Annotated in this window: 14 protein-coding genes; 8 read left to right on the top strand and 6 right to left on the bottom strand. The window is 43.1% G+C overall.

Annotated features, from left to right (window positions below):
• Positions 1-139 precede the first annotated feature (139 nt).
• A complete protein-coding gene (locus GGD38_RS20940; protein WP_375301148.1) occupies positions 140-667 on the bottom strand; it encodes a hypothetical protein in 528 nt (175 codons plus the stop codon).
• A 280-nt stretch (positions 668-947) separates the two neighbouring features.
• Between GGD38_RS20940 and GGD38_RS20935 the strand changes: the two genes are divergently transcribed.
• Positions 948-5,834: a PKD domain-containing protein gene (locus tag GGD38_RS20935; RefSeq protein ID WP_375301147.1), complete on the top strand. Its 4,887-nt coding sequence runs from the start codon at positions 948-950 to the stop codon at positions 5,832-5,834.
• An 11-nt stretch (positions 5,835-5,845) separates the two neighbouring features.
• Entirely contained in the window at positions 5,846-6,907 is a 1,062-nt protein-coding gene (locus GGD38_RS20930) for a PorP/SprF family type IX secretion system membrane protein (RefSeq protein WP_375301146.1), read from the top strand.
• Between the two features lie 29 nt (positions 6,908-6,936).
• Here GGD38_RS20930 and GGD38_RS20925 read toward each other — a convergent pair whose 3' ends face one another.
• The 3 genes from GGD38_RS20925 to GGD38_RS20915 all read right to left on the bottom strand — a co-directional run bounded on the left by GGD38_RS20925 (position 6,937) and on the right by GGD38_RS20915 (position 9,160).
• Positions 6,937-7,545 carry a hypothetical protein gene (locus tag GGD38_RS20925; RefSeq protein WP_375301145.1) on the bottom strand — a complete coding sequence of 203 codons (609 nt, stop codon included), beginning with the start codon at positions 7,543-7,545 and terminating at the stop codon, positions 6,937-6,939.
• Positions 7,546-8,292: 747 nt separating this feature from the next.
• Positions 8,293-8,601 carry a hypothetical protein gene (locus tag GGD38_RS20920; protein ID WP_375301144.1) on the bottom strand — a complete coding sequence of 103 codons (309 nt, stop codon included), beginning with the start codon at positions 8,599-8,601 and terminating at the stop codon, positions 8,293-8,295.
• Complete coding sequence (locus GGD38_RS20915) at positions 8,579-9,160, bottom strand: HD domain-containing protein (protein ID WP_375303874.1); 582 nt, start codon at positions 9,158-9,160, stop codon at positions 8,579-8,581. Before GGD38_RS20915 ends, GGD38_RS20920 begins: the two co-directional genes overlap by 23 nt.
• Before the next feature lie 428 nt (positions 9,161-9,588).
• On the opposite strand from GGD38_RS20915, the gene GGD38_RS20910 reads away from it, so the two are divergent.
• The 5 genes from GGD38_RS20910 (at position 9,589) to GGD38_RS20890 (ending at position 16,798) form a co-directional block, all read left to right on the top strand.
• Positions 9,589-11,964: a carboxypeptidase-like regulatory domain-containing protein gene (locus tag GGD38_RS20910; RefSeq protein WP_375301141.1), complete on the top strand. Its 2,376-nt coding sequence runs from the start codon at positions 9,589-9,591 to the stop codon at positions 11,962-11,964.
• A gap of 31 nt (positions 11,965-11,995) precedes the next feature.
• Positions 11,996-12,817 carry a DUF4249 family protein gene (locus GGD38_RS20905; RefSeq protein WP_375301140.1) on the top strand — a complete coding sequence of 274 codons (822 nt, stop codon included), beginning with the start codon at positions 11,996-11,998 and terminating at the stop codon, positions 12,815-12,817.
• Between the two features lie 297 nt (positions 12,818-13,114).
• Positions 13,115-13,237 (top strand): hypothetical protein, encoded by a 123-nt coding sequence (locus tag GGD38_RS20900; RefSeq protein WP_375303732.1) that lies wholly within the window; start codon positions 13,115-13,117, stop codon positions 13,235-13,237.
• Between the two features lie 260 nt (positions 13,238-13,497).
• A complete protein-coding gene (locus GGD38_RS20895; RefSeq protein ID WP_375301139.1) occupies positions 13,498-14,319 on the top strand; it encodes a methyltransferase domain-containing protein in 822 nt (273 codons plus the stop codon).
• A gap of 361 nt (positions 14,320-14,680) precedes the next feature.
• Positions 14,681-16,798, top strand: a complete 2,118-nt coding sequence (locus GGD38_RS20890; RefSeq protein ID WP_375301138.1) for a T9SS type A sorting domain-containing protein — start codon at positions 14,681-14,683, stop codon at positions 16,796-16,798.
• 113 nt (positions 16,799-16,911) lie between these two features.
• Here GGD38_RS20890 and GGD38_RS20885 read toward each other — a convergent pair whose 3' ends face one another.
• Both GGD38_RS20885 and GGD38_RS20880 read right to left on the bottom strand, forming a co-directional pair.
• On the bottom strand, positions 16,912-17,067 hold the full coding sequence (locus tag GGD38_RS20885) for a hypothetical protein (RefSeq protein ID WP_375301137.1): 156 nt from the start codon (positions 17,065-17,067) through the stop codon (positions 16,912-16,914).
• A gap of 39 nt (positions 17,068-17,106) precedes the next feature.
• Positions 17,107-17,874: an SDR family oxidoreductase gene (locus tag GGD38_RS20880; RefSeq protein ID WP_375301136.1), complete on the bottom strand. Its 768-nt coding sequence runs from the start codon at positions 17,872-17,874 to the stop codon at positions 17,107-17,109.
• 178 nt (positions 17,875-18,052) lie between these two features.
• On the opposite strand from GGD38_RS20880, the gene GGD38_RS20875 reads away from it, so the two are divergent.
• On the top strand, positions 18,053-19,672 hold the full coding sequence (locus GGD38_RS20875) for a histidine kinase (RefSeq protein WP_375301135.1): 1,620 nt from the start codon (positions 18,053-18,055) through the stop codon (positions 19,670-19,672).
• Positions 19,673-19,677 lie beyond the last annotated feature (5 nt).

Raw genomic sequence — 19,677 nt, 5'->3', positions numbered from 1 at the left:
CCGCGGATAATGAGGGGGGAGACGCTCAGTAACCATGCGTAATGTTACAATAATAAGAACAATAAACATAATTATAAAGGGAAGGGTATTTGATCCTGAAAGGGACCAGATGCCTTTCCCTTTTAAGTAGGGGCGGGTATTAAAATGCATTGAATTTGACCTTAATATCATGCTTGTCTGCATACGCCTTGCCCAGGTCCATCAGCTTATTGTACTTCTTACTGAACGCCTCATAATACAGCTGGTCGAAGTTGACAGCAGCCTGCTTTATCGAATCGTCCGCAACATGCGCGTCCTTCATGGCGGCGATGGAAAGATATCCATTCTTTACCTTATCGAGCGTATAGCCAAACAAATCCTTCGAAGCTTCAATCATTGGTTTTGTCTCCTCCGTTTCCGAAAGCGCCTGCACATCCTTATACGCCTTCTCCATATATGAGATACTGAATTTCACGCGATCATAGTAAGATGACGGTACCATTTTTTTGCTTTTTTCATCATATGATTGCGGTGTTTCCTGAAGCATATCATAGATCTCTTTGCCGCCAAAGCGGCCGACCAGGTTCGCGTTCAAAACAGATACATCAAAATACTTCTCGGGCTTAGTCATATTACAGGCTGCAAAAAATAACACCACGCCAGCTGACAGGATAAATCTTAGTTTCATAGATTAAAGTTTTTAAACGCGCGCGAAGATATTTATTTTATGCTATATTCTCGTAGCGGCTAAGTCGCTGATCACTGGGTGGCGTTCATCATTGTTCCTTTGCATTTTAAAAAATAAGAATATCTTTGCAGTGCAAATTATAGGGGCATCGCCCTCAATTACTCCCAGCCAACTTCCACAGTTAGATATCCCAGTGTTTTTATTATTAGCTAGTACGCTGTTGTCAATACAGCCTTAATTGACTTACAGGTACTTATATCCCTAACTGCAATGGAATCTTATGCGTGTATGCCAATTGAACCCTAAACAGGGCACGATAAAGCATGTATTTCGAACATTCTTTTTATTAGTGCTGCTGATGTCCGATCATATTTCCGTACTGGCGCAAACGCCTTCCATATCCTCCTTTACGACCAATTCTGTTTGCCAGGGAAGCGCCATCACCATAAGCGGCGCCAATTTTACCAATGCCAGCGCCGTAAAATGCGGTACCCTCGATGCCGCCAGTTTTACCGTCAATAATGATAATACCATTACAGCCGTGGTGGCCGACTTTGCTACAAGTGGCGTCATAACTATAACAACACCCGGAGGTACGGGTACAAGTGGTAGTACTTTAACCATTTTACCATCACCCAAACCGGCCCTCACCGATATTGGCACCCGCGATGCGCCTTTTACCAATTGCGATGGCAATAACACCTATCAGCTTAAGGTAAGTAATAGTTCTACCACTTACGGTTCGGGTAATGCCTATCAAATTAACTGGGGCGATAATACGGCGGCATTTTCACAAACCGACTGGCCTGCCAATGCGCAAACGACCCATACTTACACGGCTCAGGGCTATTTTACTATAACCATTACCATTACGCCGCAAAACGGTTGTGCCAAAACTGCCACTTACCAGTTTTATAATGGTAAGAACCCGTTGGCCAGCTTTACCACTTCCAACCCAACTACGGGTTTATGTATTCCGGCGCCTGTTGAATTTGTTATTGGCAACTGGTTTAACAATTCAACCGGTACTACCTACAAGGTTATTTTTGGCGATGGCAGTCCCAGCGTTACTTTACAGCATCCGTTAAATAATTCCAACACCGTGGAGTTATTATCACATATATACAACACCTCTTCCTGCCCGGCTGTTGACTTTACTGCGAAGCTTGAAGCGAACAATGGTTGCTTTACTACAACCTATACACTAAACCAGATCATTGTCAGAAAGAAACCCGTCGCCAATTTTAGTTTTTCGCCTTCACCGGCTTGTGTAAACACTCCTGTTTGTTTCACCAATCAAACAACAAATGGCTATAGTGGCAACTCCTGTAATACCACTACCAATTTCAGCTGGGATTTTGGTGATGGCACAACGTCTACGGCACAAACTCCTCCCTGTCATACCTACGCATCACCAGGTACATATACTGTTTCTTTAACTGCTTCCAATTCAGCCTGCGGCAGCGATGGCATATCAAAAACAGTGACTGTTGCATCGCCATCGCCACCACCTGTGGTTACCAGTCCGCTAACGTATTGCCGGGGGCAGGCTGCTTCCCAACTTACCGCAACCGGCACAGGTTTGGTATGGTATACCAGCGCTACAGGTGGAAGCGGTTCACCGGTTGCGCCAACGCCTTCAACCATTACGGCAGGAACTTTTACTTACTACGTGAGCCAAACATTGCCCAACAGTTGTGAAAGCCCGAGAGTGCCCATTATTGTTACTGTTAATGCAACACCTGCAGCCCCGGCTGTTACATCACCTGTATTGCTTTGTGAGAACCAAACCGCTTCGCCGCTTACAGCTACAGGAACCGGTTTATTATGGTATACGGCTGCAACCGGTGGCACCAACTCATCAACACCGCCTACACCAAGCACTTCGAATACTGGTACTACGAATTATTATGTTAGCCAAACAGTAAATGGTTGTGAAAGTCCGCGGGCAATGATAACGGTAACGGTAGGTTCATTGCCGGCGGCGCCGGTTGTTAATTCTCCAATAAATTATTGCCAGAACCAACCGGCAACTCCTTTAACGGCAACGGGTACCGGCTTGTTATGGTATACAGGGCAGGCTGGGGGAGCAGGCTCCCCGGTTGCACCAACCCCTGTCACCAGTTCGCCCGGTAGTACAACATACTATGTTAGTCAAACCACTGCTTGTGGCGAAGGACCCCGCACTGGTATTACAGTTATAGTGAACGCCAGTCCTTCGGCTGGCATAAGCTATACACCCACAGTGCTTTGTAACGTAGCGAATACGCCGGCAACGCCCAATGCACCCATTGCGGTTACACAAACCGGTAATTCCGGCGGTGTATATACTGTATCGCCAACAGGGTTGCCAATAAATGCAACAACCGGTGAGATCAATCCTGCCGGCGCTGCCCCTGGTAACTACACTATAAGATATACGGTTGCCGGAACAGGTGGCTGTACCAATTTTGTTGCTACAGCTACTGTTACTGTAAGCGGAACGCCCAATGCTACTATTAGTTACCCGGCTATTTGTACCAGTGATGGTGCGGTTAGGGTAAACCACACCGGTACTGCGGGCGGTTCATATACCACTACAACCGGTTTAACAATCGATCAAACTACTGGTACCATTACACCTGCTACCAGCACACCGGGAACATATGCGGTTACTTATACGGTTCCGGCATCGCCACCTTGTCCCGGCTTTACTACCAGCACCAATGTTACGGTAAGCCTGGCACCTTCTGCAGCTATCAGTTACAATCCGGCAACGCTTTGTAATGTGGTGAATACGCCGGGTACACCCAATGCTCCTGTTGCTGTAACCCAAACGGGTACAACAGGCGGCGTTTATTCCGTATCACCGGCCGGGCTACCTGTAAACACAAATACAGGTGAGATCAATCCCTCGGGCGCCCAGGCAGGAACTTATACAATAAAATATTCAATCCCCGGCGCGGGTGGTTGCACAGCTTATAACGTTACTACCACTGTTACCGTTAACAGCACCCCTGTTGCCGCCATTAGTTATCCGGGCTCACCATTTTGCCGGGGCAATAATATACCGCAACGGATCTCCCTATCGGGTACATCCGGTGGAACCTTTAGCGCTGCAGCAGGATTGTCGTTGAATGCATCTACCGGCGATATCAATCCTTCGCTTAGCACGCCGGGTATTTATACCGTGACCTACACCATTGCTGCAGCGCCGCCTTGTCCGGGTTTTGTGACCACTACAACTGTACAAATAGACGATAGCCCGGTTATCACCTTTCTCACAGCTACGCAAAGTATTTGTTCGGGTGGAACGGCGGTATTTTCGCCTTCCTCTACAGTTGCCAATACTATTTATAACTGGTCGCTTATTGCGCCTTTGCCGTCTGGGGTAACAGGTGTTTCATCGGGCAGCGTATCGGGCCCTAATGCGGCTATCACTTTATCTTTTACCAATACCGGCCCTACCGGCCAGTCGCTTACCATACAGGTAAAGCCTGTAAATCAGGGGCAGAACCCTTGTGCGGGCGCACCCTATAATTTAACCCTTATTGTGAATCCTATTCCGGCTGCGCCCTTGGTCGATACCCTGCATTTGTGTATGGGAACGCAGCCTGCTGCCATCAGCATTACTTCATTACCGGGCACAACAATTAAATGGTACGATCAAAATGGGGTGTTGTTAAGCGCCGCTCCAATTATACCTACCACAAACCCTGCACAGTTCACCTACTATGTGAGCCAGTCCTATGCCAGTGGGTGCGAAAGCCCGAAATCGAAAGCCATTGCGGTGGTTCATCCCACGCCGGTAATTACAAGTTCTTCCTATACTAATCCAACAGCTTGCGGCACGCCATCGGGCTCCATAGTTTTAAACCTGCTCGATCTTAATGGTAACCCCATTCCCAATGCGCCGTTGATCGTACATTATACTAAATTTCAAACACCCCTTTCTTATGTTGGCAATACCAATGCTAGTGGAAATGTTACTGTGCCATTAACAGCCGGCGCCTATTCTCAAATATCAGTTGAAACATATGGTTGCGCGTCACAGCAGATCCCGGACGTTTTTGTGCTAAAAGATCCTAACCCGCCGGCACAACCGGTTGCTGGGTATAATCCGCCAATTTGCAGTGAAACGCCTTTAATACTAACCGCGCTGTCACCTACCAGTACCCTTGCCGGGCCTATTGATTATGTGTGGGCTGGTCATGCGTTTGGGCCCACGCCCGATACGGTACGAAATACCTCTATAATTTTCCCTTCCGCTGCGGTGTCAGATGCGGGTACATACGTTGTATATGCAATGCAGAACAATTGTATTTCTGCTGCAACCAGTATCCTTGTTGACATAAAACAATCGCCTTCAAAACCGGTAATTGTAACCAGAGCACCTTTGTGTGTGGGCGATAAACTTTTTCTGCAGGCATATAGTTCCATGCAGGGTGCTAACCCGGTATTAAATTATTTGTGGAAAGGTCCGGGCACTGGTTTCCCTGTAAATGCACCAAATGCCGGTATCAATAATGTAAAGGTTGCCGATGGCGGCATCTATTCAATAACGGTGAGTTCTCCGGCCACAGGTTGTAGTTCCACTTCCGATACAATGATACAAATAGGAGGGTACCCCATTGTTAAATTCCCCCAGGATTCACTCACATTGCCTACTGGCTTTTTGTTACCATTAACGCCAGTGATCACCAATGCTGCCGATGCGGGAATTTTACCCATCAAAAATGTGGCCTGGACACCCTCGCAGGATATTGCCTGTAATGATGTGGTATGTGCTTCTCCAATTGCTGCTATAAAGAATAATAAATGCTTTATTGCAAAGGCCACCAATATCTATGGTTGCAGCGGTAGCGATACACTTTGTGTAAAAGTATATTGTAACAATTCACAGGTATTGATCGCAAATGCTTTTACTCCGCATGGCAATGTGCCTGAAAATACAAAACTCATCGTACGGGCAACCGGAATTGTTTCTGTTAAAGCATTCCGGGTATTTAATCGCTGGGGAAGAATTGTTTTCGAAAGAAATAATTTTCCGCCCAACGATGCTTCTTTTGGCTGGGATGGGCAGGTGAACGGTAAACCGGGCGATAGCGGTGTATATATCTATACCATTGATGTGATGTGTGAGAACGGGGTGCCCTATACGTATAAAGGGAATGTTACATTACTTTAAATTCTTCTGGTATGAAAAGGGATGTGAAGTTGTTATTTACGGTCATCTTATTGCAATCGTTTTTATGTGGTAACGCACAGGATGTTGGGTTCTCACAATTTTATGACCAGCCTTTGTTACGCAACCCTGCCCTTGCTGGTGTGTTTACCGGTGATGTGCGGGTAACGGCTGCGTTCAGGAACCAGTGGCAAAGCGTTACTATTCCTTACAGGACTTATGCCCTGAACGGTGAATTTAAAATGCCTGTGCTGGCAGATAATAATCTTACGTTGGGGTTGCAGTTGATCAGAGATGTGGCCGGAACTTCTCAATTCAGTACTACGCAAATTATGCCGGCAGCTAATTTCAGTTTGCCAATGAGCAACGAGCGACCTGCTTATTTATCGTTTGGTGTTATGGGAGGAATACTACAACAAAAATTCGATCCCACTAAGCTGGTGCTCAATGATCAGTTCGTTTCGGGAAGCAATGGCAGCTTAAGTGTGTTACCGGCTTCACGCCAGGTTTTTAACAGAACAGATGTAACGTATTTAGATCTTTCGGCTGGTATAAGCTACAGTAGTGAATTTGCCAATGAGATACAATATTTTGCCGGGGCCGGACTGTTCCATCTTACCAAACCTAAGGTGGGCTTTTATGATGGAAATATAATTACCCGTAACAGAAAACTAACGTTGAACAGTGGGGTATCGGCGCCAACCAGCGAAACAGACCGGTTTATTTTATACGCCGATTATTTTAAACAGTTTGCAACAGGCTTTAAGGCTGCAGGTAAAGCTTCGTTTCAATATGGTATTATGTTCAGCCGTGATCTATTTGTAGAAGGGGATGTGCAAAAAACGATCACCTTTGGGGTATTGCATAGATTGCAGGATGCAGTTATTCCTGTTGTTAAATTGCAGATCTCCAAATTTATAGTTGGCTTGAGTTATGATGTTAACGTAAGCAAACTGGTTGCAGCAAGTAACTATCGTGGTGGCTTTGAGCTTACTATTTCGTACAGAGACCTGTTAAACATTCACAACACTGATCTGCGGCAGGTTGAATGTTATGGCCCGCAATTTAGAAATTAAGCTTGCACCCTGCTCAACGCTGGGAGAATTTACTGTATTACCCGTTCCACCACCGGTGAATACACCATTTGTCCGTCGCGGGCAATGGCTACCACGCGAAACCAGTACTTCTTCACCGATTGCAGCCCCTTGAATGTATAATGCGCCTCCTTACTTGCTGCATGAGCCCACATGGTTTTCGCTGTGGGTGGCTCGTCAGTGTACTGATGCAGGTAAGCCCGGGCATTGCGCAGGCGCTTAACCCGGGTGGTTGCTATACCGGGAGGACCTAATTCCACCTGCAGTTCCTCAATAACCGGTTCAGTCTTGTTGTATTGCTCCCCCGAAATGGGAAAACCGCTGCTTAATAACATCCCTCTGTCTCCATTACAGGTAAGGGTTACATATTCAGCCACTTCTGTTAACGATGCGGCAAGCTCCAGCTTCTTTCCTTTTTTGAGAGCAACAACCTCTATATCTCTTCCTATGGAATAGCTTAGCAAAGTTTGAAACTCAGGCAACAATTTTATTGTGGTCTCCAGGGCGGCAGGAGGGTTGGGGAAGTTAGGATTGTCGGTCATTTTATCTTTTACCCTGTAACCCGTGGTTATAAGTTCACTGTCGCGCTGGCGTTTAATGCTTAAGATCTTGTTTTTCATGTTATAAACTTTAAAGGGTTAAGTGCTATGTTTAACCGCTACATGTCAGCACCTTAAAGTTTATGGGGGTTAAAGTAGATCATCGTCATGTAATTCAGGTTCCCGCAGCCTGATATGTAACCTTTACACACAAACTATATTGCATTACTCGCGTGTTCTATGGCGTTGCTCCATGACAATATACTATTGCCAGATTACAATGACTAATAACTTGCTTACAATGCTGCATTACCAGCAAACTTTATCTTATAGATAAATGATCTTGCTTCAGAACCCGGCGACTTTAGGTAATAGGCACGTGACTTTGGTTAACAAGTACGCGACTTTGGACTGTATCTCTGCAAGCTTTACAAACAAGTCGGTGAGTAATGCATCAATGTAAGAGAGTAATGCTGCAAAGTTGTAGAGCAATGCAATAAAGCTGTTGCGTAATGCTCCATTACAACGGACTTATGTGTTAAAGTACATTACTTGTGTCAGCATTACGTGAACTTATAGAGCAATGTTTGCAAGTTATGTAGGAAAGTTTAGAAGTAGTGATCAGAAGTTGCCAGGTAATGTAGGGGCTATTGGGTCAAATGGGCATACCTCTTTGGGGATCTCCGGCTGGAATGATCCGTAAAGTCTGAGTCGAATTATTTATGTATATAATGCGGGCAGACCCGCTTTCAAAAGCCGTTATAACGCGAAGGTCCTGGCAAATGGCGCTTTTAATTAATATTAATGCAAGAATAACCAGGCTAATTTTCATTGTTGTTGTTCTTCTTCTCTTAAAAGTTTCTCAATGGCGCTTCCTAATTTCCGCCCCACAATGTAATATCCTTCAGGAGTGCCGGAAGGTGTGTTCCATGGGGTTTCACCCAGGGAACGCTTACCCGGTGAAATAAGGCTGGATTTTCTGACGGGGGCCGCGCCGGGTTTTGTTTCAATTTTACAGCCGGATCGATTAAAATTGAAGTCATGAAACTTAAATTCTCCTCTGTTAATACGGCATATATTGTACAGGAAATTACTGTTACTCTGATAAGATAAATTAACAATTTTCACCTTTATCATTTTTTTCCATTTTCTTTTTAAGCAATGCGATATTTTTTTCCTTTCCTTCAGTGAGAAGATTTCGGCAATAATCTGTAAAATAGAGATGTGATAGCAGGAAATGTAGCGATTGTTTTATAGGGTTATCTATTTGAGTATTTGTATATAATTTACGCTCCTGCCATACCAGTGCATCAAGGTGTTCAAAATCGGTCGTTCCCAGGTGATAGGTATCTGCATCACACAGTATTTGCTCAATCAGGCTAACTGGTTTAACCGGCATTTTCGTTGCCATTATACATTTGCCTGCCTCATACTGCAAATGCGCTTCAACATTATATTTATCTAAAAATAATCGCATTACAACAACACTGGTTTCTTCGTGTCTCTCCGCTTCACCCAATAAATAACCTGTATCATGAAACCAGGCCGCAGTTTGTAATACAAATCTTTCCTGATCATTTAATTGGTAATGATCTGCTATCTCATAAACATGCCGAACCACAGCTTGTGTATGCTCAAGGTTATGGTATACAAGGTGGGGGTTGCCATGGTTGTAAAATAATTCTTTTACATACAAAGGCATCTCAGTGATAATATTGATAGGGTAATTCATCGCTTTTTTCGCTATTTATAGCTTATGATATTGGTGATATTTTAGGTTAATGTATATTTTTTTTGACTGCGAATATTTCTTTATATACAAAACGACTTACCTCATATATTAAAGCAGCCTTTACATCTAGCAAAATATCAGGCTATGCGCCGATGGGAAAAGAACAATCCAGCGAAATCACTTTCAGTCTTATGTTCTTCAATTTTGATCAGGAACTTTTTGTTTTAAAAACTTAGCTTCTTTCGCTGAAATCTTAGTGTGCAATTATTTTAGTATAGGTAAAAGCTGCTTTAATATGGAAAGTAAGGCACTTTGTATATATATAATAAGCGGGTTCAACAAAGATATACTTTAGCCGAAAATCATAAATATTTAAATCTAAACATTAATAAATGAAAAGCAGAATCCTATTCTTGCTAGTACTGTTTTTTGCCTTTGCAGGCCATGCATATTCGCAGGAAAAAGTTACCCTTAGCGGCACTATAACCAATAAGTCCAATACCGAAACATTAATTGGCGTATCTATTTACATTCCGGAAGCGAAAGCAGGTATTACTACCAATTCTTACGGATACTATACCACGATACTGCCAAAAGGGACTTACACCATTATCATAAGCCACATAGGTTTTGATAAAATAGAAGAAACTATCACGCTGAACGAAAACACAAAAAGGAACTTTGGGCTGACAGAAAGCAGTAAAACATTGGGTGAAGTTGTAGTTAAAAGCAATACTACAAAAGAAAACATCCGGAAACCTGAAATGAGTACCAGTAAACTGTCTATTGCCACGATAAAAAAGATGCCGGCCGTTCTGGGTGAAGTAGATGTCTTAAAATCAATCTTACAGCTTCCCGGGGTTACCAATGCTCAGGAAGGCGCATCGGGATTTAATGTCAGGGGCGGTTCTGTTGATGGAAATCTTGTACTGCTTGATGAAGCCGTTGTTTATAATACATCGCATTTATTCGGATTCTTTTCTGTTTTCAACTCTGATGTAATCAAAGATCTGAAACTTTATAAGGGAGGTATTCCTGCTAATTTCGGCGGACGTATATCATCAGTACTGGATATTTATCAAAAAGAAGGAAACAACAAGGAGTATCATGTAAACGGGGGGGTCGGATTAATATCAAGCCGGTTACTTGTAGAAGGTCCTATTGTTAAAGAAAAAAGTTCTTTTGTGGTTGCGGGAAGAGGATCTTACGCACATCTTTTTTTGAAAATGGCAAATGAACCAAATTCAGCCTATTTCTACGATCTGAACACCAAGTTTAATTACAAATTCAATGATAGAAATAATGTCTTTGTATCAGGATATTTTGGTAACGACAACATGAATTTTAATAACAGTTTTATTAACGTATATGGTAATAAACTTTTTAATCTAAGATGGAACCATATATTCTCTGATAAGATATTCTCTAATGCGTCTGCCATTTACAGTGATTATGACTACCAGATCAAAGTCAAATCTGCTGGTCTTGACTGGAAAGCAGAGGTAAAAAATTACAATTTTAAATATGATCTTAAACATTATTTGTCAAATGATCTGACTTTAAATTATGGTGTAAATTCAATTTACTACAGTTTTAATCCTGGAACAATCAGGCCGTTTGGAGAGAGTTCAGCTATCAATCCGGACCAGTTGGCAAAAAAATACGCTTTTGAAAATGCCGTATATATCAGCGCTGAACAAAACCTTTCCGAAAAATTATCACTGAAATATGGACTTCGCTACAGTAACTTTCAAAGATTAGGGGCGCAGGAAGTGTACACTTACGCCAATAATCAGCCGGTTGTTTTCAATAAGCAGCTTCAAATTTATGAAGAGGGTACTCCAACAGGAACAATAAACTATAAGGAAAACAAAAAGATAGCAGGTTTTGACAACTTTGAACCAAGGCTTGCCATTGCTTACTCTCTAAACAATGACCAATCCATTAAGGCCAGTTACAATAGAATGAGCCAATATGTTCATTTAATTTCCAATACTGCATCTGCAAGCCCGCTGGATATATGGGCGCCTTCTGACCAATACCTTAAACCAGAAATTTTAGATCAGGTAGCACTGGGGTACTTTCACAATTTTAAAGGCGGTAAATATTCCTTGGAAGCTGAAACTTTCTATAAAAAAATAAAAAACAAATCAGACTATATTGACGGCGCTGATCTACTTGGGATCGACGCAGTAGAAACGGTGCTTTTAAACGGCGAAGGAAGGGCATATGGTCTGGAAATGATGCTCAAAAAAAATACAGGAAAGCTCACTGGCTGGGTTTCATATACTATTTCAAAAGCACAACAAAGGACGCCAGGCAGAAATGCAGATGAACCGGGTATAAATAACGGCGAATGGTACAGAGCAAATTATGACAAGTTGCATAATCTATCCGTTACGGGCGCTTATGCTTATAATCCGAAATGGTCGTTTGGGGCTATTTTAACTTTCCAGAGCGGAAAAGCAGCAACATTTCCTAATGGAAAATACCAATATCATGGTATTACTGTTGCGAGTTATGGTGAAAGAAATGAAAATTCTTTATCTGCATACCACCATTTAGACATATCAGCAACATATACTCCTAAACCCTACAAGAAAAAAGGTTGGCAGGGTGAATGGAATTTCAGTATCTACAATCTTTACAACAGAAGCAATGCAGCATCGTACTCTTTTAGACAGAATGAAGATACGGGAGCAAATGAAACAAGAAGAATATCCATTTTCGGTATTGTTCCCAGTGTAACATACAACGTAAAATTTTAAATACAACTCACGTACTTATAAAAAGATAAAAATGAAAATGCTACAAAAAATTATAATTATATCCGCTGGACTGTTTGTGACAGGATGCGAGAAGGTTACTACTGTGGATCTTAAGACAGCATCGCCAAAATTGGTTATAGACGCGTCTATAGACTGGGTAAAAAATACAGCAGGCAATGAACAAAAGATTGTGTTGTCGACCACAACAGGTTATTACAGCCCCGAATTTTCGAGCGTATCCGGAGCAGTAATTACTGTAACTAACCCGTCAAATACAGTTTTTGAATTTGTAGAAACGCCCGGAACAGGGCAATATATTTGCCGCAATTTTCTTCCTGTTATTGGCCAGACTTATAACTTAAAAATTGTTTTAAATGGGCAAACTTATACAGCATCGGAAACATTTACCGCTGTTCCTAAAATTGAAGATAAGATTGATCAGAACAACAAAGGAGGTGAGGCCGGTGATGAAATTGAAGTAACATTTTACTATAAGGATGATGCAAATCAGGCAAACTCCTATTTAACCGGAGTTACCCAGCCTTACATAGCATTCCCCGAGCTTGAAGTTGAAGATGATGAACATAGTAATGGTAATGTAATGCAGGAATCATATTCGTATAAAAAGTTAAAAGCAGGGGATAAGGTAGACATAAAACTGTACGGAATTTCAAAAAGCTATTACAATTACATGTTCAAATTAATACTGGCTTCTGGTAATGATGGCAATCCTTTCCCTACAACACCTAGTGCTGTCCGCGGTAATATTATCAATCAGACCGATAGTAAAAATTACGCTTTGGGCTATTTCAGACTGGCAGAAATGGATACTAAAAGCTATACGATTAAGTAATTAAGTTTTGTACGTGTAGTGAAAAATCGGAATTATTCTCTACAATCAAAACGATTAAAAAGAATCAAAGCCTTCGGATTGAATCCGAAGGCTTTTGTGTTGTCGCCATGTTTTATCTTCGATTCAGCTTTGCACCGCACTTAAATTAGGGCTACCGGTATTATCGAGTAAGACCACCAGTTGTGCAATGCAATGGAGTGGCCAGGAAGCGCCTTAATGTAATGCAGACATGAAACAAATCAATGAAGCAATAGCCGGATTTACTGTAGAAATTGACAAAAATCACTTTTTGGCGGTCTGTTGGGGGCAATTCCTTTAACTGCGGTGGTTGTACGTGGCGCCGCCAATGTGGATGCCGGCGGCCGTACAAAAATGTCTGCCATTACTCACGGGGTCCTGCTTTTAGCAGAAAAGAAATAAAGAATTATTCCAATTTAAAAACCCTTCAAAGCCACTAATCCTGGCAGCGTTCGCAAGGCTATCCTATAAAATCATCAAATTAAATATATAGTTTATTGCCAATGGCTTATTTTTTTTCAGGGGAAGGGTTTGTGACGTGTGCGCCATGCATGGCGCTACGAAGGAGGGTTGCAGTTGCATAATAATCTACTAACAGCTTATCTTTAGCTTCGGATGGTGCATAAAAGCCAGATAGCCTCAAAATATAAAAACGATAACATATGAATGATGCTTCAACCAACGATCCTTCCTTTGACAGCCCCGGAGGTAGCGCTTTTTATTATGATCATTTTCTCGGTCCCCTGTTCTTTGAACCTTATGCCATAGAAATTGCAAAACGAATAGATCCGGCGCCAGTTTCTGTTGCTCTGGAAATTGCTTCGGGAACAGGACGGGTAACACGTCATATAAGAAAATGTTTAAAAATCTCCGCACAACTGATTGCTTCGGATATAAGTGAGGAGATGCAGGCTGAAGCAAAAAAACAATTAAGTCATCTTGATATTGACTGGCAAATTATAGATGCACAACAATTACCGTTTAGCGACAATAGTATCGACCTGGTTGTTTGTTGCTTCGGTTATATGTTCGTTGATGATAAGCCGAAGGCATTTGCTGAAGCTTACCGTGTTTTAAAGCCGGGCGGAATGCTTTTGTTTACAACCTGGGATAAACTGGAGCATAATGCGGTGTCCTATACATCCAGGGTCCTGGCCGAAAAATACCTGAAAGGCCCGTTGCCCGATTCGTACGATGTTGCTGTTTCAATGAATGATGTAGAGGCCATAAGGCTACTATTAGATAAAGAAGGGTTTTCAAAAATTTCTATTGAAAAAGTAAAGCAGTTTTCTGTTTGTTCAGGTGCGAAGGAAGCTGCAACCGGCCTGGTTGCAGGCGGGTTTATTTTTAAAGAGCTCAGGCAACAAAATGCGGAATTAATAGATGAAATAAAGATTGAACTTGAAAAAGAACTCGCGGAAAAATTCGGCGCCTCGCCCATGGTAGCACCAATGAGCGCCGTAATTAGCCAGGCATGGAAATAAAGAGAAAGCATTGTGTCTTAGAATTTATTGCACCTTCGCAAGGCTTATCAAAACCATTCTGGGATGGAATAATGCATTTAAGCAGCGGCCAGGGAACCGAGTGGCGGTACCAAGGCCGGTATTAAGGTATTTGCCGGGAATGTTAATTCTGCTTATATGAATAAAATATTCAGGGCGGTAAAATAAAAACGGTATTCTCAGCAGTGTACTTCGAACAAACAGGCCCCTTCAGATCATTGGATCGAAGGGGCTTGTTACATTTTACATACTTGTCTACAGTTTGTCTACGCCTGTTTTTAGGATTTTGATAGCTCAGCCACTTGCTTTGCACCCGGAAAACTTTTATTTACAAAATCCGTTTATGTACAACAAATTCTACTTCGTTAAACTTTTTCTGTTTGTTTTATTACTATCTATGGGTGCAGCCAATAAGGCGAATGCGCAGCTTCAGGTAACCATATCCAATGTTTACAATGTAACAACCGGCGTATATGACTCACCTGCTTCTGCAGGTGATATATTAGAATATACCTTTATTACCACCAATACGTCTACTACTAATTTAACCGGTTGCAGGTTTTACAACAGTATTCCGGCAGGAACAGCCTATGTAACAGGCTCAACCTCATTGAACGACGTTCCGGTACCCGATGTAAATAGCCAAATGCCCTATGTTGGTTCGGGCGGGTTAATTAACCCCATCGCCTGGGACCCGGGTATACTGGGTGGCGGTACTACTGCTAAAGTAACCTACCGGGTTAAGGCAACTGCCAATGCGGGCAAAATCAGCAACTCCGCTACCTGTACAGCAATCAGCAACGGTGTCAGTGTTATTCAAAATTCCGGCATAATATATACACCGCTTTTAGCCGACCCCGCCGGTGCAGTTGTTTATCAGTCAACAGCCAATACGGCGCCCGGCACCTCAGGTGTATACAACAATATCAGAACAGTGAGTACTGAAAATGGGGTAGGGGGCACTACTATCTTTGCCGGCGCCAGCGGCCCCTGTTACAACGCAATTACCGGTGCCTCATTAGCAGCAGGTAGTGTATTGACAAATGTTGCAGCGTTGGCCTACGACAAAATTTCAAACAGGATCTATTTCGTTAACAACATTGTTGGTACTGTGCAAGACCTTTGTTATGTAGACTTAGGCGCCAGCCCCGTTGCGGCCAAAAGATTTGTTGGTTATCCGCTTGAAACAACTACTGGTAGTGGTTATAATATTAACCGCATGACCTTTACTGTTGACGGGTACGGCTATGCAGTTACTTCAAACGCCCTTGACCTTATCCGTTTTACCATTAATGCGTCTACCGGTCTTCCGGTAATCAGTAGGTTAGGGGCATTGGTGAATGATGTCACTAATGGTTCCAGGAATGTACTGGCCGAAGCGGGGGGAGATATTTTTAGCGATGGATCGGGCAAATTGTATTTGGTGGTTAATTCCGGAAATATGTACAGGATCAATCCTGCCACACGGGTATCTACTTACATCGGCAGAATACAACCTGTACCTTCAGGTAACACCAATTCGGTTGCCCTTGATACGGCCGGTAATATTTATACAGGAGGCTCTTACCAGAATGTTTATAAAGTAAACCTGGCTACCATGAGCGCTGCGTCCATAACAAGCGGTACCACCAATGTTTGGACGAACGGCGACTACGCCAGTTGCGCCTTCCCTATACTGCAAAGTGCCATACAAATGAATACATCATACCGTAATATCAGCGGTAATGCGAACGTAGCATCGGGCGATACGATTGAGTATACTATTGAAGTGGTTAACACCGGAAACCTCCCTGCTGCCGGTTTAAAATTATATGATGCTATTCCTGCCTATAGCAATTATGTTGCAGCTTCCTCAACAATGAATGGTACAACCGTTGCAGATGCAGCACAGTTAACAATGCCCTTTTCTTTAAGCGGCGGTAAATTCATTAATTCACCGACGGAAGAATCGCCAGGTATTATAAAGCCAGGTTATGCCAATAAAGTAGTGATCAAATACCGGATAATAACAGAACCGCTAAATACAATATGTAACCAGGCTACAGCAACCTTACTCGATTTCTATGGAAATTTGGAGACCATTTACTCCGACGATCCGGCACAACCCGGCAATCAGGATGCCACCTGCTTTTGGTCGGATAGTGCAAGAGTGACCACACCAGGCGCCAGGCTGGCTACAACCGGCAATACCCAACTTAGAGCAAAGGGAACGGTAACGGTACAACCCAATCCCTTCGTTACAGCATTGAACCTGCAGCTACAGTTAAATACAGCCACCGCAGTACAGGTACGACTGTTTGATCTATACGGCAGAACCGTGTTCACCACGTCTCAAAAATTGGCAACAGGCTTCCAGTCATTGCAGATAAATGTTCCGGCAGGTCTTACACCGGGCACCTATGTACTGGATGTTACGGACGGAAATAACCGGTTATTACAGAAAAAACTGCTGAAACAATAAGCATAAAAATACACAAGGCATCTACCAGTTGGTGGATGCCTTGTCGTTTCTTCTCGCGACAGGTGACACATCCACTACACAACACAATTCGAACCCTTCTGCCCTTTATTATTTTATTCAAATAATCCAATCATGTAAAAATCGCTTGTATAAGCCGCATAACTAATCCTGATCTCACGATTGATCCTTAAGAGCCCCAACATGGGATGTTCGGGCAATGGCAAATTACTGGCAACTGCCATTTCACTGATTGATTTAAAGTGTTTCATCAGATTGGCCTAAAGTTACAAATTAAAGAGAAAATGCGTTTACGATTGAAGTAGGCGGGCATTTTTTGCAGGATTAACCAATCTATATGCCATTTTAGGAAACAAACGGTTGAACAAATACACCAATTTCGTGTCACCAACACGTATAGTGAAGCGGTTGTTTTTGATCCCAGCAATCAATGCGTTTACCAATTTTTCCGGCGGGATTCCTTTTGACTCCATGTTTTCCGTCATACTTGTTGCCACTACAGGTGGTAACAGCTCAAACACTTTCACCTTGCTGTGCAGTATTTTTAAATGATCCCGCAACGACACGGTGTAAGAGTGCATGGCCGCTTTGCTGGCAGAATAAGTTGCGCCAAGATTCAATGGCACATAGCTTAAAATGGAAGAGGTGTTGATAATGGCCGCTTCTTTCTTTGACTTCAGCATTTCGATGAACAGGTTGTTCAGGCGTATCACACCCAGGTAGTTGATGTCTATTTCATACTTTGCCAACTCAAAATGTTTGTCATTCGCTATTCCCATATTCGGTGGATAACTCATAACGCCGGCATTATTGTAAAGGATATCAATTCCTCCAAGCTCCTTAATCTTATTAAAAAGTAACTGAGCATCATCCGCATTGGCTACATCACTTTTTATGGCAGTTAATGCCGGATATAATTTTTTGGCCTCGTCCAATTTCCCCTGGTTTCTGCCAGTTATGATCACTTTTGCACCATTAGCTAAAAATTGCTTTGCTGCTGCTAATCCTATACCAGCCGTACCGCCGGTTATCAGTATTGTTTTTCCTTTAAGTTCCATTTTGCTTTTTTTTGCATTTGTTGATAACACAAAAGTAGGTTGAGCTTAATCCCCAGTCATAACCCAAAAGGAGGAATGTCTAACACAAAAAGACGTGGAATGCTGTTATACTTAATGATTTTTCGGTATCAAAGCAAAGCCATGCATTGAATGTGACGACCTTCTTTATCTTTACGGCATGATATCACAGATTTACCGGTCTGGCTACTTCATTATCTCCGGCGTTTTAATATTTACCTGCTTTGCCATTATAGGCGTTTTCATATCTGTGCAATCTGGTAAGCGCACCCGCCAAATTAGCGACGACATGGCAGCGAAGGTTTACCAACTGAAGTCTACAGTATTCAAAAATGAGTTTGCCAGTTTTCTAAAAGGATTAAACAATATCGCTTCTGTAGTATCGCAGCTGCCCAATAGTGCAGCAGTGCAACAGAACCTTCCGTTTGCAGAAGCGCTGCTACTTAGCCATCCGCAAATCAATAAAGGCTTTTATGCCTTAGTACGCCGGAGCGACACTTTGCTGCGTGCTGTGCAAAAACAGGATAGCCATTACTTAACCAATTCCCTGCAACCTTATCAGCTGCAAAACATTCGCCAGCTACTGGCTGTGCCAGGCACTGGCAACAATGCCAGCACCACCCTCAGCATAGCCGATTCTTTACACTGGCTGGCTACTACCCGCTATCAACTTTCCGACTCTTCGATATTATTACTGGGCCTGGACATTAATCTGCAACAACTGCAGCACTACCTATGGAGTGTAGACACTACCGGCCGTGCCTATGCCTTTGTTGTGGATGAGCATGGCACCTATATATCGCATCCCGATGAAAAACTAATTGGCCGGCGCATGCCGGCAGGCGTACAGGCTATTACCAACAAAAAGCCACTGGGCGATAGCATTACCAGTTATCAAACCATCAACTCCACCTATCTGCAGGGATTGCCGGTGGTAAGGTTTCAAACACCCTTGCAGCTTATCGGTGCGCAATGGACACTGGTAGTAGATACGCCGCTGCTGGCGGTAGATGAAGATGTAAAAGCCATTGAAAAATACATGCTACTGCTGTTTGCCTCCACCGCCATTATGATATTGGCGCTGATAGTATGGGCGCAAACAAAATGGCAGAAAGAATTTATGCTGCGCCAGCAGGCCGAACTAACGCGGCAGGAGCTGTTGGCTGAAAAGCAGACACTGAGCCTGATGGCAGAAAGACAGGAGAAGCATAATGCCCTGTTGCAGCTGAATACGCTAAAAGATAAAGTAGATCCGCATTTCCTGTTCAATTCACTCAGCTCTCTGAATGCGCTGATAGAACAGTCGCCCCAATTGGCACAGTCCTTCGTCATGAAGCTATCCCGGGTATACCGCTACGTATTGGATGCCCATCCGGAAGAGCTATCCACCGTAGCAGAAGAGCTGAACTTTGCCAATGAATATTTTTTCCTGTTGAAAATACGGTTTGGTCAGGGCCTGCAACCCTTAACCGTACAATTGTCAGACGAGCATTTGCATGGGCAAATACCGTTTATGAGCCTGCAAACGCTTATAGAAAATGCGGTGAAGCATAATATAGTGTCGAAAGAAACGCCGCTACACATTACCATACAAAGCGAAGGCGACCATATAGTAGTAAGTAACAACCTGCAACTTCGTAAAGATGTAAAAGGATCGGGCAAACATGGGCTCGACTACCTGCGTGGTACCTATACTTACCTGGGCCATCACAGCTTTCGCTGTGGTGTAGCAGGCAGCCATTTTACCTGCTACCTGCCGGTGCTGCGTGTTACCGGATAGTTACT

Source organism: Niastella sp. OAS944, assembly GCA_024809215.1.
GTDB lineage: Bacteria > Bacteroidota > Bacteroidia > Chitinophagales > Chitinophagaceae > Niastella.
This window is presented reverse-complemented; position numbering and strand designations above follow the sequence as displayed.